The following is a 13731-nucleotide window of genomic DNA, read 5'->3' as shown; positions in this document are numbered from 1 at the left end:
CGTCGTGACGACCGACACGGCGTGGCCCCCGACACAGGTCCGCCCCGCACCCCTCACGAGACGTGCACGTCCGGCGTGCGGGACGGACGCCACGGCGACGTCACCGGGGCCGGCGGGCCCGCAGCTCGGACAGCAGCTCGTCCATCAGCGACTCCTGGGCGAACCCGGCCGCGACGAACACCCCGCCCCAGTAGACCCACTGCTCGGCGTCCATCCCCTCCGGGGGACGCAGGTCGTCCGTCTCACCGCCGACCACCGCGTCGTGCAGCCGCTCCACGGCGTCGTCGTCCTCGAGGGACAGCCGCTCGGCCAGCACGAGCCGCACGTCCGTCAGCGCACCCGCGAACGCCTCGGCGTCCTCGCGCGGCACCAGGACCTGCCCCTCGGGCGGGGCGTCCTCGTCGTCGCCGCCCACGCGCCGCGCGAACTCCTCCAGACGCCGCACCTTGCCCGCCGCGAGGTCCGTCTGCGTGAGGTGACGGAACTCGGCCGCGGCCTCCGCGTCGTCGCGGTGCGCGTCGGGCAGCAGCCGCTGCACCGCCGGGTCGACCGGGACCCGGGGCACGCCCGTGAACGCCGAGTCCGGATCCACGTCCTCGGGCAGCCCGGCGTCCGCCCGTACGAGGCCCGCGACGTCACGGGCCACCCGCGCCAGCACCTGCCGCTCGACCGGCTCCCACCGGGCGGCGAACCCGGCGGGCGTGGACCGGAACGGCGTCATGCGTCCGCCCCGCCCGGCGCGTCCGACGGCTGCATCGTGGCCCACAGCCCGAACCCGTGCATCGCCTGCACGTCGACCTCCATCCGCTCCCGGGGTCCCGCCGACACCACGGCCCTGCCCTCGTGGTGCACCTGCAGCATGAGCCGCCGGGCCTTGTCGGGCGGGTGCCCGAAGTAGCTCTCGAAGACGTAGGACACGTAGCTCATGAGGTTGACCGGGTCATTCCACACGATCGTCACCCAGGGGTCCGCGACCTGTGCCGAGGCAGCCGTGCCCGTCTCCTCGACCGTGTCGGCGCTCGTGATCGTCACGGGCACCAGCCTAGGCGCAGGCCGCGCGGCGTCCGCGATCCGGCACCGACCGCCGTGATCTCCCCGTGACCCGTACCGTGGTCCCCATGAACGACGAGCGACGGGTCGACGGCGTCCCGCTGGGACGGGTCATGCTCCCCGAGGTCCTGCCCGCCGCACCCCTGCCGACGGTCCGGCCGTCGCTGGCGCTGCTCACCGACCGGTACGAGCTCACCATGCTCCAGGCCGCGCTCGCGGACGGCACCGCGCACCGCCACTGCGTCTTCGAGGTCTTCACGCGCCGGCTCCCCGCGGGCCGCCGGTACGGCGTCCTGGCGGGCACGGGCCGCGTCCTGGAGGCGCTGTCGGCGTTCCGGTTCGGCGACGCCGAGCTGTCCTACCTGCGCGACACCGGGGTCGTCGACGAACGCACCCTCGACTTCCTGCACGGCTACCGCTTCACCGGCACCGTGACCGGGTACGCCGAGGGCGAGACGTTCTTCCCCGGCTCCCCCGTGCTGCAGGTCGAGGGCACGTTCGCCGAGGCCGTGCTGCTGGAGACCCTGCTGCTGTCGATCCTCAACCACGACTCGGCCGTCGCGTCCGCGGCGTCCCGCATGACCAGCGCCGCCGTCGGCCGGCCCTGCCTGGAGATGGGCTCGCGGCGCGCGCACGAGCAGGCCGCCGTCGCCGCGGCCCGGGCCGCCGTCGTGGCCGGGTTCGCCGGCACCAGCAACCTGGAGGCCGGCTACCGGTACGGTCTGGCCACCATCGGCACCGCCGCGCACGCGTTCACCCTGCTGCACGACGACGAGGAGTCCGCGTTCGCGGCCCAGGTCGCGGCGTCCGGCCCCGGCACCACCCTGCTCGTCGACACCTACGACGTGCGCCGTGGCGTCGAGCGGGCCGTGGCCGCCGCCGGGACGTCGCTCGGTGCGGTCCGCCTCGACTCCGGCGACCTCGGCACCCTCGCGGTGGAGGTCCGCGCCCAGCTCGACGCGCTCGGCGCGCGCGGCACGAAGATCGTCGTCAGCTCCGACCTCGACGAGTACGCCATCGCCGGGCTCGCCGCCGTCCCGGTGGACAGCTACGGGGTCGGGACGTCGGTCGTCACCGGGTCCGGCGCCCCCACCTGCGGCATGGTCTACAAGCTCGTGGCCCGCGCCGACGCCGACGGCGTCCTGCAGCCCGTCGCCAAGGCGTCCGCGCGCAAGAGCAGCCGGGGCGGGCGCAAGGCGGCCGCCCGCCGGCTCGACGGGGACGGGCGCGCCGTCGAGGAGGTCCTCGTCACCGGCCCCGACGAGGCCGTCACCGCGTGGGAGCCCGACGGCGCCGTGGGCGGCGAGGGCGAGCTGCGACCCCTGCACGTCCCGCTCGTCGTCGACGGCGCCGTGGACTCCCGCTGGATCGGCGCGTACGGCGTCGAGAACGCGGTGCAGCGGCACCAGGCCTCCCGCGCCGAGCTGCCCCGGGGGGCTCGCCGCCTCTCGCACGGCGACCCCGCGATCCCGACCGTCGAGGTCGCCCTCGCGGAGCCGGTCGCGCGCTGACGGACGTCCGTCAGCGCTTGCCGACGAACCAGCCGCGGACCATCTCGACGCGGGCCTCGAGCTGGTCGGCGGTGGCGAGGGGCACCTCGGGTCCGCCGCACCGGCGGCGCAGCTCGGTGTGCACCGACCCGTGCGGGCGACCCGCCTTGCGCGCCCACGCGGAGACCAGCTTGGACAGCTCCTTGCGCAGCGCGGCCGCGCGCCGGTGCTCCTGCTCCGACCGCTCCAGCTCCGCCGCGGCGTCGCCCCCGGACCGGCCCGCCGAGTGCGCCGCCTGGTGCTGGCGCAGCAGCAGGCCCACCTGGTCGGCGTCCAGCAGACCCGGCAGGCCGAGGAAGTCCTGCTCCGCCGCCGACCCGATCTCGCCGCCGGTGCCGAACTCGCCGCCGTCGAACAGGACACGGTCGAACGACGCCTGCGCCTCGAGCGCCTCGAACGAGCCCGTCAGCTCGCCCGACGCCTTCTCCTCCTTGTTGGCCGCCGCGAGGAGCGCCGCCTCGGGGTCGTACTCGATCCCCTGCTCCTCGGCGGTCTGCGGCCGGTCGAGCGCGTGGTCCCGCTCCGCCTCCATCTCGTTCGCGAGCCCCGTGAGCAGCGGCACCGACGGCAGGAACACCGACGCCGTCTCGCCGCGCTTGCGGGCACGCACGAACCGGCCGACCGCCTGCGCGAAGAACAGCGGCGTGGACGTGCTCGTCGCGTAGACGCCGACGGCGAGCCGCGGCACGTCGACGCCCTCGGACACCATGCGCACGGCCACCATCCAGCGCTGCGTCCCCGCGGCGAACTCGTCGATGCGGGCGCTCGCGCCGTCGTCGTCGCTGAGCACGACCGTCGGGCTCGTGCCCGTGATGCGCGCGAGGTGCCCGGCGTAGGCGCGGGCGTCCGTCTGGTCGGACGCGATGACGAGCCCGCCGGCGTCCGGCACCGCGCGCCGCACCTCGGTGAGGCGCTGGTCCGCGGCGGCGAGCACCGACGGCACCCACTCGCCGTTCGGGTCGAGCGCGGTCCGCCACGCCTGACCGTGCATGTCCTTGGTCATCTGCTCGCCCAGGCGCGCGCTGACCTCGTCGCCGGCGCGGGTGCGCCAGCGCATCTCGCCGGAGTACGTCATGAACAGCACCGGGCGGACGACGTGGTCGCGCAGCGCGTCGCCGTAGCCGTACGTGTAGTCGGCCTTCGAGCGCCGGATGCCCTCGGCGTCGGCCTCGTAGGTGACGAACGGGATGGCGGCCGTGTCCGACCGGAACGGCGTGCCCGTCAGGGCCAGGCGGCGCGTCGCGTCCTCGAACGCCTCACGGACGGCGTCGCCCCAGCTCAGGGCGTCACCGCCGTGGTGCACCTCGTCGAGGATCACCAGCGTGCGCGCGGCCTCGGTCCGGGCCCGGTGCAGCGCCGGCTTGGCCGCCACCTGCGCGTACGTCAGCGCGACACCGTCGTAGTGGGTGCCGTGCCGACCCTGGGAGTTCTTGAACGACGGGTCGATGCGGATGCCGACGCGCGCCGCGGCGTCCGCCCACTGGTGCTTGAGGTGCTCCGTGGGCGCCACGACCGTGACCCGGCGGACGACGCCCGACTCCAGCAGCTCGGTCGCGACGCGCAGCGCGAACGTCGTCTTGCCCGCCCCGGGGGTGGCGACCGCGAGGAAGTCGCGCCCCGCCTTCGCGTGGTACAGCGACAGCGCCTCGGCCTGCCAGGCGCGCAGGTTCGACGCCGTGCCCCACGGCGCGCGCCGCGGGTAGGCCGGGCTGAGGTGCGACGCCGCCGACGCGGACGGCGACTGCGGGAGCGGCCGGGGCGGCTCGGTCGGTTCGGCGGCGGCGGCGAAGAGGTCGACGGACTCGGACTCGGGCAGCGGCCCCGCACTCACTTGCCGGTGCCGCCCTTGTCGCCCTGGCCGCCGTCGCCGTCCTGCGGCTCGCGCAGACCGTCGTAGATCTCCTTGCAGACCGGGCAGACCGGGAACTTCGACGGGTCGCGGCCCGGGACCCACACCTTGCCGCAGAGCGCGATCACGGGCTTGCCCGACATCGCGGACTCCATGATCTTCTCCTTGCGCACGTAGTGCGCGAAGCGCTCGTGGTCGCCGGGCTCCGCGGTCTGCTCACGCGTGTCCGGACGTTCGAGGACGCTCGTGCCCGCGCCCGGGTCCTGCGAGGGAGCCGCGGGGGGCGTGGAGAGGGGGTCGCTCATGGTCCTCATCCTACGGGTGAGGCACCGACATCGTCCCCGGCGACGGCGTGAGCCGACGCACGTGCGGACGCTGCCGGTGCCTCGTGACCCGTGAGGTCAGAGCCCCTGCCAGGACGGCTTGGAGGCGTAGGTCTGGCGGTAGTAGTCGGCGAGCTGGAGGCGCGACGCCGCCGCCTCGTCGACCAGCACCGTCGCGTGCGGGTGGAGCTGCATCACGGTGGCCGGCCACAGGGCGGACACCGGGCCCTCGACGAGCTGGTGCACCGCCTCCGCCTTCTGGCGACCCGTGGCCAGGAGCACCAGGTGGCGGGCGTCCATGATCGTGCCGAGGCCCTGCGTCAGGCAGTGGGTGGGCACCTTCTCCACGTCACCGTCGAAGAACCGCGCGTTGTCCACGCGGGTCTGCCGGGTCAGCGTCTTGATGCGCGTGCGCGAGGCCAGCGACGACCCCGGCTCGTTGAACGCGATGTGCCCGTCCGTGCCGATCCCGAGGATCTGCAGGTCCACGCCCCCGGCGGCCTCGATCGCCTCCTCGTAGGCCGCGCAGGCCGCCGGCAGGTCCGCGGCGAGGCCGTCCGGCCCCTGGACCTGCTCGGCCGGCCACCGGACGCGCTCCGCGATCTCGGTCGCGATGACGTTGCGGTACCGCTCCGGGTGCTCGGCGTCGAGGCCCACGTACTCGTCGAGCATGAAGCCGCGGGCCTGCGCGAACGACAGCCCCTCCTCGGCGTGCCGGCGAGCCAGCTCGTCGTAGACCTTGAGCGGGCTCGACCCCGTCGCCAGCCCGAGCACGGCGTCGGAGCGACGGCGCAGCAGCGCCTCGATCGCGTCCGCGGCCAGCACCGCGAGCTCCTCGGCGGGAGCGATCACGACCTCCATGGTTCCTTCCTTCCTGTCACCGGGGCGCGGCGCCGCCGCACCCCCGGGGTCACTCGTCGTCGGCCGTGCCGTCGAGCAGCGGCGTGATGATCGCGTCGTACTTCGCGGCGACCTGCGCCACGTCGCCACCGCGCGCGATCTCCTTGAAGAGGTTCTCGTAGATGCCCTGCGCCTCGATGTCGGCCCAGCCCGGCGCGGGCGGCGTCAGCTGGGACGCCTGGGCCGTCTCGACGAGGGTGCGCCCGAACTTGTCGCCCTCCATCGCCTCGGTGAACGTCTGGTTGGCCGGCCCCAGGCCCGACTCCGCGAGGAGGGTCTGGTACTCGTCCGAGTAGACGACGCGCAGCAGGTCCTCGGACAGCTCGACGTTGCGGGTCATCGCGGAGATCGCCAGGTTCGAGCCGCCGGCGAACACCGGGGCGACGCCGCCGTCGACGCCGGGCAGCGCGAAGATGTCGAAGCGGCTCGAGTCCGCCATGCCGTCGCGGACCTCGGCACCGTCGTCGTTGCGCACGAGGTCACCGATGGACCAGCGGGCCCACGCCGGCGCCATCATGGTCGCCGCGGCCGGGGCCTCGGACTCCACGCCGTCGTTGACGAAGTCCCAGTAGGAGTTGTCGATCTCGGTGGCCGGGAGGTACGAGGCGTTGACGTAGACGTCCTGCCACTGCTCCAGACCCTTGACTGTGTTCGGGTCGGAGAGCGTCGAGACCCACGAGTCGCCCTGCTTGACGGCCAGCTCGCCGCCGTTCGCGAACACCCAGGAGATGCCGTTGCGCCAGTCCTGGCCGCCCATGGCGAAGCCCGCCATCGTGTCGGCGTGGAGCTTCTTGACGGCGTCGCCGAACTCGTCGAGCGTCTTGGGCACGTCCACGCCCGCGGCCTTCCACACGTCCTTGCGGTAGAAGACGTACCGGGAGCCGAAGTAGTAGGGCAGCGCGTAGACGGTCCCGTCGACGGAGCCGGCCTCGACGAACGACTGGAGCAGGTCGTCGCCGCCGAGCTCGGCGTACAGCTCCGGGGAGATCTCGCGGAACGCGCCCGCCGTCGTGTACGTCGGGGCCTGGGTGTTGCCCATCTCGACGACGTCCGGCGTGAGCGCGGGGTCACCGAGGGACGTGTCGAGGTCCTCGAGGATCGTCGACCAGTCCTTCTCCTCGATCGTGAGCGTGGCGCCGGGGTTGCGCTCCTCGAACGTCGTGACGAGGTGCTCGCGCAGGGCGTCGCCCGTGTCGGGGCCGACCAGCCACATCACGATGTCGTTCGAGCTCTCCGGGACCGGCTCACCGGACCCGCAGGCGGCAAGGGCAGGGACCAGCGCCAAGGTCGCGGCAAGGGCCGCGGCGCGACGACGGGGGTTCACGGGGTGGGTGTCCTCTCGGTCGTGCCGGGCGCGGTCAGGGGGGTGGGTGCCGCGCTCCGGCTCGGGGTTCGTTCGTTACGGGCGGGTCGCCCGCGCGGTGGGACCGCGCCCGACGACCGCCGCACCGACCGCGCCGACCGGCACGCGTCCCGGGGCCAGCCGGACCCGCGCGGGCAGGTCCAGCGAGCGCAGGAACGGCGAGAGGTCGGACTCGTCGGTCAGGGCGGAGCGCACGGCGTCCAGGAGCGGGACGCCGAGCTGGGCGACGCCACCACCGAGCACGACGTGCTGCACGTCGACGCTCAGCACGAGCATCCGCACGGCGGCGGCGACGGCGCGAGCGTACCGGTCGCGGGCGGCGATCGCGGCGAGGTCACCCCGCGCGGCGGCATCGAAGAGCTCCACGGGCGCCGGCCGGTCGCCCCGGGACGGCCACATCGTGGACACGGCCGTGCCGGACGCGTACAGCTCGAGGCAGCCGCGCTGGCCGCAGCCGCACAGCGGGCCCGCCGGGTCGACCGGGACGTGCCCGATCTCCCCCGCGGCCCCGGAGGCGCCGCGCCGGAGCCGGCCGCCGAGCACCAGACCGGCCGCCAGGCCCGTCCCCAGGGCGAGGAACGCCAGGTCGGTGGCACCGCTGCCACTCTCGGCCTCGACGAGGTGGGCCGCGCCGACGGCGGCGGCGTTGAGGTCGTTCTCGACCTCCACGCCGACGCCGCCGAGACGATCCGACAGCAGGGCCGCGAGCTCCAGGGGGTCGCCGTTGAGGCCGAGGTTCACCGCGTGGCGCACCGTGCCGTCGTCCGCGTCGACCAGGCCGGGCACGCCGACGCCCACGCCCGTGACCGCGGAGACGGGCACCCCGGCCTGCCGGGTCACGCCTTCCACGGCCCGGACGGCACCGTCGATCACCCCGGCCGCGCCCTGCTCCGTGGCGAGGCGCGACTGCGCGAGGACCGCGCCGTCCGGGGCGAGCAGGACCGCGAGGGTCTTGGTGCCGCCGATGTCCAGGCCCACGCTCAGGCCGGGCGACGCCACGGGCGTCGCCGTTGCGAGGTCGTTCACGTCAGCCCTTCACCGCTCCGGACACGAGCCCGGAGGTCATCCGGCCCTGGACGATCATGAAGAAGACGATGACCGGGATCGCGATCAGGGTGGAGGCCGCCATCACCTCGGCCCAGTTGATGCCCTGGTTCGCCGAGGCGGACAGGAAGCTGCGCAGCCAGACCGGCAGCGTCTGCTTGGACTCGGCGGGCAGGACGACCAGGGCCGTCGTGAACTCGTTCCACGCCTGGAGGAACGCGTAGACGCCGGAGGCGACGAGGCCGGGTGCCAGCAGCGGGAACGTGATGCGGATGAACGCCTTGGTGCGGGACAGCCCGTCGACCATCGCGGCCTCCTCCAGCTCGGCCGGGACGCCCGCGACGAACCCGCGCAGCATCCAGATCGTGAAGGGGATGAGCATCGCCGTGTAGAGGATCGAGATGCCCAGGACGGAGTTGAGGCCGAACATCGGGGCGGTCTCGCCGAACGTCGAGAGCATCTTGTACTGCGCGATGAACAGGCCCTCGGCCGGCAGCATCTGGATGAACAGCACGGCGAGGATGAAGGCGGTGCGGCCGCGGAACTTCCACCGGCTGATCGCGAGCGCGCCGAAGAACGCGAAGACGAGGACGCACACGAGGGTGACGCCCGTGATCATGAGGCTCATGCCGAGCGCCTTGGTGAACCCGCCGTCGGTGATGACGGACTCGAAGTTCGACGTCGTGAAGTAGATCGGCAGGAAGGTGGGGGTGGTGCTGCGCAGCCGGGCGTTCGGGGTGACGGCCGACAGCAGCATCCAGTAGACGGGGAACACCCAGGCCAGGGCGACGGCGATCCCGAGCAGGCTCAGCAGGACCTTGCCGGGACGGAACCGACGACGCGGGGCCGGCCGGAGCTCGACGCCGGTCGGGGTGCCGGGGGCGGACGCGCCGTCCGTGGCGGGAACCGGGGAAGTGGTCGCGGCGCTCATGCTGCGTCCTCCTTCATGAGGCTACGGACGTACGGCGCGGAGAGCACGACGGTCAGCAGCAGGACGAAGATCGAGACGGCGGCGGCACCGGCGAAGTCCTGCTGGCCGATACCGAGCTCGTAGATGAAGTTGCCCAGGAGGTTGGTCTCCGAGACCGGGGCGCCGGCGTCCTGGAGCAGGCGGATCTGGGCGAAGACGCGCAGGTCCCAGATGATCTGCAGCAGCAGGACGATCGCGAGCACCGGGCGGACCAGGGGCAGGAGGATGTGGCGCAGGATCTGGCCACCGTTGGCGCCGTCGAGGCGCGCGGCCTCGAGCATCTCCTCGGAGACCTGCGTGAGGCCCGCGTAGACGGACATCGCGACGAACGGCACGGACATCCAGATGATGACCAGGGACGCGACGACGAAGAACGTCAGGGGGTCCGAGAGCCAGGCGCCGCCGTGCGGCGGCGTGACGCCGACGTTCTGCAGGAGGTAGTTGACGACACCGGTGCGGTAGTCGAACAGCCACCGGAAGACGGTGACGGCGGCGACCATCGGGGTCGCCCACGCGAGCAGCAGCGCGATCTGGATGGTGATGCGCACCGCGCCGTGCACGGCACGCATGAGCAGGGCGAGACCCATGCCCACGGCGACCGTGACGAAGGCGTTGACCAGGCAGAAGACGATCGACCGGCCGACGACGATCCACAGTCGCTCGTCGGTGAAGATGCGGACGTAGTTGTCCAGCCCGACGAAGGTCGGCGGCGCACCGAACTGCTGCAGGAGACCGAACTCCTGCATGGAGGTGACGACCTGCCAGTAGACGGGATAGCCGAGGCCGACGAGCAGCGCCACCACGGACGGGATCAGCAGGATGTACGGGACGACGGGGCGGCGTCGGTGCCGGATCTCCACCGCCGGCGCCTGGGGCGCTGCCTGCGCGGGACTGGTCATACGAGGGTCCTTCTCCGGTCGTACCGAGGGCGGGGCGACGGGTCGCCGCCCCGCCCACGGAGGGGTGTCGGTCGGCGTCAGCCGGCCTGGCCGTTGAGCATCGGCGTGAGCTTCTCGTCGTACTCGGTGGCGAGAGCGGTCACGTCACCACCCTCGGCGATCTTCTGGAAGAGCTCCTCGTAGACGAAGGCACCCTCGATGGCGGCCCAGCCCGGGGCGGCCGGGGTGAGCTTCGAGGCCTTGGCGGTCTCGACGGTGACCTCACCGAACTTGTCGGTGGCCATCACGTCGGTGTACTCGGTGTTGGCCGGACCGAGACCGTTCTCGGCGAGGAGGGTCTGGTACTCCTCCGAGTAGATGATCCGCAGGAGGTTCTCGGAGAGCTCCGGGTGCTGCGACTGCGCCGAGATGGCGAGGTTCGAACCACCGGCGAAGACCGGGGCCAGGCCGCCGTCGACACCCGGCAGGGCGAAGATGTCGAACTTGGACTCGTCCGCCATGCCGTCGCGGACCTCGTCACCGTCGTCGTTGGTGGTGAGGTCACCGATGGACCAGCGGGCCCAGCCCGGCGCCATGATGGTCGCGGCGGCGGGGTCGCCACCGTCCTCGGCGTCGTTCAGGAAGTCCCAGTAGGCGACGTCACGCTCGGTCGCCGGCAGGTTCGAGGCGGAGTAGACGTCCTGCCACTGCTCCAGGCCCGCGACCGTGTTCGGGTCGGACAGGGTGGAGACCCACTGGTCGCCCTCCTTGACGGCGAGCTCGCCGCCGTTCGCGAACACCCAGGAGATGCCGTTGCGCCAGTCCTGGCCGCCCAGGGCGAAGCCGGACATGTTCTTGGTCTTGAGCTCGTTGACCGCGGTGCCGAACTCCTCGAGCGTGGTCGGGACCTCGACCCCGGCCTTCTCCCAGACGTCCGCGCGGTAGAACATGTAGCGCGAGCCGAAGTAGTACGGCAGGGCGTAGACGGTGTCGTCCACCGAACCGGCGTCCACGAAGGACTGCAGCAGGTTCTCGCCGCCGAGCTCCTCGTAGAGCTCCGGGGAGATCTCGCGGAACGCGCCCGCGTAGGTGAAGGTCGGCGCCTGCGTGTTGCCGAGCTCGACGACGTCCGGGGTGTTCGCGGCGTCGGGCAGGGCCGTCGTCAGCTTGGTGACGAGGTCGGTCCAGTCCTGCTGCTCGATGGTGAGGCTCGAGCCGGGGTTCTCGGACTCGAAGGTCTCGACGAGGTACTCGCGCAGCGGCTCCGGCGTGTCGCCACCGGCGACCCACAGGGTGATGTCGCCGGGCTCGACCTCGGCCGCCGTGGTCTCCTCGGACTCCGCCGGGGCCTCGGACTCGGACGAGCACGCGGTGAGCGTGAGCGCCAGGGTGATGGTCGACGCCGCGGTCGCGGCGACGAGACGGTTCCTCTTCACTGGGGATTTCCTCTCACTGGGTGTCGGGCGGCTCGAGCCGAGCCGTCCGGCGGGGGTTGGGGGTCGGGGGGATCAGGAGACTCCGAGCTGCGCCCCGAGCACGAGGACGGCGGCCCCGGCCAGGACGGCGTCGTCGTCGAGGGTGGACATGCGCAGCTCCAGGCCGGCCGCGATGGTGGGCATGGTGCGAGCGGTGATGGTCGCCAGCGCGGCCTCGCCCAGCGGGCCGGCCAGGAGCTCCGGCGGCCCCGCGAGGATCACCTCGCGCAGGTCGAGCACGCTGACCACCGGGGCGAGGACACGACCGAGGGTCTGCCCGACGTCCGCCAGGACGGCGTCGGCGGCGGCGTCGTCGAGGCCCTCGACCGCGCGGCGCAGCGCGGGCGCGGACAGCACCGTCTCCAGGCAGCCGGTGCGACCGCAGGCGCACACCTCGCCGCCGGTGTCGACGACCGTGACGTGGCCGAGCTCGCCGGCGGCGTCCCGCGCCCCGTGGACGCGCGCGCCGTCGACCATGACCCCGGCACCGACGCCCTTGCCGACCGTGAGGACGAGCGTGGACCCGGTGGCACCGCCGTAGGTGTACTCGGCCAGGGCGGCGGAGTTGGCGTCGTTGGCGACGTGGACGGGCAGGCCGAGACGGTCGCTCAGCACGGCGGCGAGCGGCAGGTCGGTCCACTCGACGTTGGGCGCCTCGACGACGCGGCCCGACGGGTCCACGACGCCGGGCGAGCCGACGCCGATGCCGATGACGGGGCGGGTCGCGGCGGCGACGAGGCGACGGGCGAACCGGCCGAGGAGGTCGACGAGGTCGTCCCCGCGACGGCCGTCCACCGCGAGCGACTGGCGCTCGACGGCCTCGCCCGTCAGGGTGAGGACCGCGCCGCGCAGCACGGTGTCGTCGGACAGGTCGAGCGCGACGATCTGGTAGGCGTCGGTGCGCATCCCGACGAGGATGGCGGGCTTGCCGACCCGGCGGCCGGGCTGCGTGCCGAGCTCCTCGACGAGCGCCTCCGCGAGGAGGACGTTGACGAGGTCGGAGATGGTGACGCGGGTGAGCCCGGTGGCCCGCGCGAGGTCGGCGCGGGAGGTGGGGCCCTCGTGGAAGAGGTGCTGGAGCACGAGGGACCGGTTGTGCGCGCGAGCGTGCTCGGGGAGCACCTTCGAGGTGGCGCGCAGACCGTTGCCCAGCCCTCGTCGGCCGGGACGTGTCGTCGTCGTGGTCATGTTTGTTAGTACACCGTCCTTACAAGCCTCGGTCAATGTCCGCACTCCTTCGTTATCGGATCGTTACTCCGGGTGCGCGGCGCGCAGGACGCGCGCAGGTCACGACCATGGCACGGTCCCATCACGATCGGCACCAGCCCCGCCGTCCCAGCAGGTCAGCGCCCTAGAGTCGACCCATGACGTCTCCCGCGCGCCCGGTCGCCGGCACGGCCCTCGCGCTGCTGATCACGCTCGCCCTCGCCGCCTGCTCGGGGTCCGGCGCCGACGAGAGCACCGCGGAGTCCGGCGGCTCCGTCGCCCAGCAGGACGCCGGGGCCGCCGCCTCCGTCGCCCCCGGCGCCGCCGACGAGGAGAGCGCGGTCGTCGACCGCGAGGTCGTCGTCACCGGCTGGGCCGAGCTCGTGGCCGACGACCCCGTGGCGACGATCGACGAGATCGTCCGCATGGTCGAGCAGGCGGGCGGGCGCATCGAGAACCTCGTCGAGTCCCCCGGCACCGACGGCGAGCCCGGCTACGCCTCGGCCACCGCCCGCCTGCCCGTCGACCTCACCACCGGCACCGTCGACGCGCTCGCGGACGTCGCCGAGCTGCGCCGCGTCGAGATCGGCCGCCAGGACGTCACCAGCCAGGGCCAGGACCTCGACGCCCGGATCTCCGCGCTGACGACCTCCACCACCCGGCTCACCGAGCTCATGGGCTCGGCGGCCACCACCGCGGACCTGCTCGACGTCGAGCGCGAGCTGGCGGCGCGCCAGACCGACCTCGACTCGCTCGTCGCCCAGCGCGAGGCGCTCAGCGACCAGGTCGCGATGTCCACCATCGACATCTCCGTCACCGCCACCTCGGCCCCCGTCGCCGCGCCGCGCAGCGGGTTCGTCGACGGGCTCGGCACCGGGTGGGCGGCGCTCGTCGCGACCGTCGGCACCGTCGTCCTCGTCGTCGGCGTGCTGCTGCCCTGGCTCCTGCCCGTCGCCGCGGCCTACGTCGTCTACCGGCTGGTGCGCCGCCGCCGGGCCACGCCGCCCACCGGGCCCGGCGGCGGGGACCACGGTCCCGGGGACGACGACGGGCCCGCCCCCGGGGCCCCCGTGCAGGACCCCGAGCGCGAGCCCGCGCTCACCCCGTAGACGTGTCGCCGGGG

The 13731-nt window shown here is 73.4% G+C and carries 13 protein-coding genes; 2 read left to right on the top strand and 11 right to left on the bottom strand.

Going from position 1 to position 13731, the window contains the following annotated elements; all coding sequences use genetic code 11:
- Positions 1 to 100 precede the first annotated feature (100 nt).
- Positions 101 to 721 carry a DUF2017 family protein gene (locus ATJ88_RS06145; RefSeq protein ID WP_098463062.1) on the bottom strand — a complete coding sequence of 207 codons (621 nt, stop codon included), beginning with the start codon at positions 719 to 721 and terminating at the stop codon, positions 101 to 103.
- Complete coding sequence (clpS, locus tag ATJ88_RS06140) at positions 718 to 1026, bottom strand: ATP-dependent Clp protease adapter ClpS (protein WP_211287556.1); 309 nt, start codon at positions 1024 to 1026, stop codon at positions 718 to 720. Before clpS ends, ATJ88_RS06145 begins: the two co-directional genes overlap by 4 nt.
- 137 nt (positions 1027 to 1163) lie before the next feature.
- Here clpS and ATJ88_RS06135 point away from each other — a divergent pair, with 137 nt between their 5' ends.
- Complete coding sequence (locus tag ATJ88_RS06135) at positions 1164 to 2561, top strand: nicotinate phosphoribosyltransferase (protein ID WP_245852607.1); 1398 nt, start codon at positions 1164 to 1166, stop codon at positions 2559 to 2561.
- A gap of 10 nt (positions 2562 to 2571) precedes the next feature.
- Here ATJ88_RS06135 and ATJ88_RS06130 read toward each other — a convergent pair whose 3' ends face one another.
- From ATJ88_RS06130 to ATJ88_RS06090, 9 genes are all read right to left on the bottom strand, one after another.
- Positions 2572 to 4431, bottom strand: a complete 1860-nt coding sequence (locus tag ATJ88_RS06130) for a DEAD/DEAH box helicase (protein WP_098463059.1) — start codon at positions 4429 to 4431, stop codon at positions 2572 to 2574.
- The gene (locus ATJ88_RS06125; RefSeq protein WP_098463058.1) at positions 4428 to 4754 is read right to left on the bottom strand and encodes a DUF3039 domain-containing protein; all 327 of its coding nucleotides are present in this window, start codon (positions 4752 to 4754) and stop codon (positions 4428 to 4430) included. Before ATJ88_RS06125 ends, ATJ88_RS06130 begins: the two co-directional genes overlap by 4 nt.
- A gap of 96 nt (positions 4755 to 4850) precedes the next feature.
- Positions 4851 to 5633, bottom strand: a complete 783-nt coding sequence (gene nagB / locus ATJ88_RS06120; protein WP_098463057.1) for a glucosamine-6-phosphate deaminase — start codon at positions 5631 to 5633, stop codon at positions 4851 to 4853.
- Between the two features lie 49 nt (positions 5634 to 5682).
- Positions 5683 to 6996: an extracellular solute-binding protein gene (locus ATJ88_RS06115; RefSeq protein ID WP_245852184.1), complete on the bottom strand. Its 1314-nt coding sequence runs from the start codon at positions 6994 to 6996 to the stop codon at positions 5683 to 5685.
- A gap of 75 nt (positions 6997 to 7071) precedes the next feature.
- Positions 7072 to 8061: an ROK family protein gene (locus ATJ88_RS06110; protein WP_245852182.1), complete on the bottom strand. Its 990-nt coding sequence runs from the start codon at positions 8059 to 8061 to the stop codon at positions 7072 to 7074.
- A 1-nt stretch (position 8062) separates the two neighbouring features.
- Entirely contained in the window at positions 8063 to 9010 is a 948-nt protein-coding gene (locus ATJ88_RS06105) for a carbohydrate ABC transporter permease (RefSeq protein WP_098463055.1), read from the bottom strand.
- The gene (locus ATJ88_RS06100; RefSeq protein ID WP_098463054.1) at positions 9007 to 9948 is read right to left on the bottom strand and encodes a carbohydrate ABC transporter permease; all 942 of its coding nucleotides are present in this window, start codon (positions 9946 to 9948) and stop codon (positions 9007 to 9009) included. Before ATJ88_RS06100 ends, ATJ88_RS06105 begins: the two co-directional genes overlap by 4 nt.
- 77 nt (positions 9949 to 10025) lie before the next feature.
- Positions 10026 to 11363: an extracellular solute-binding protein gene (locus ATJ88_RS06095; RefSeq protein WP_098463053.1), complete on the bottom strand. Its 1338-nt coding sequence runs from the start codon at positions 11361 to 11363 to the stop codon at positions 10026 to 10028.
- 72 nt (positions 11364 to 11435) lie between these two features.
- A complete protein-coding gene (locus ATJ88_RS06090; RefSeq protein WP_098463052.1) occupies positions 11436 to 12590 on the bottom strand; it encodes an ROK family transcriptional regulator in 1155 nt (384 codons plus the stop codon).
- Between the two features lie 176 nt (positions 12591 to 12766).
- Here ATJ88_RS06090 and ATJ88_RS06085 point away from each other — a divergent pair, with 176 nt between their 5' ends.
- Positions 12767 to 13717, top strand: a complete 951-nt coding sequence (locus ATJ88_RS06085; protein WP_098463051.1) for a DUF4349 domain-containing protein — start codon at positions 12767 to 12769, stop codon at positions 13715 to 13717.
- Positions 13718 to 13731: the final 14 nt, after the last annotated feature.

The sequence above is a fragment of the Isoptericola jiangsuensis genome, assembly GCF_002563715.1.
Classification (GTDB): domain Bacteria; phylum Actinomycetota; class Actinomycetes; order Actinomycetales; family Cellulomonadaceae; genus Isoptericola; species Isoptericola jiangsuensis.
The sequence above is the reverse complement of the archived record's forward strand: the minus strand, read 5'-3'. Positions and strand labels throughout refer to the sequence as shown.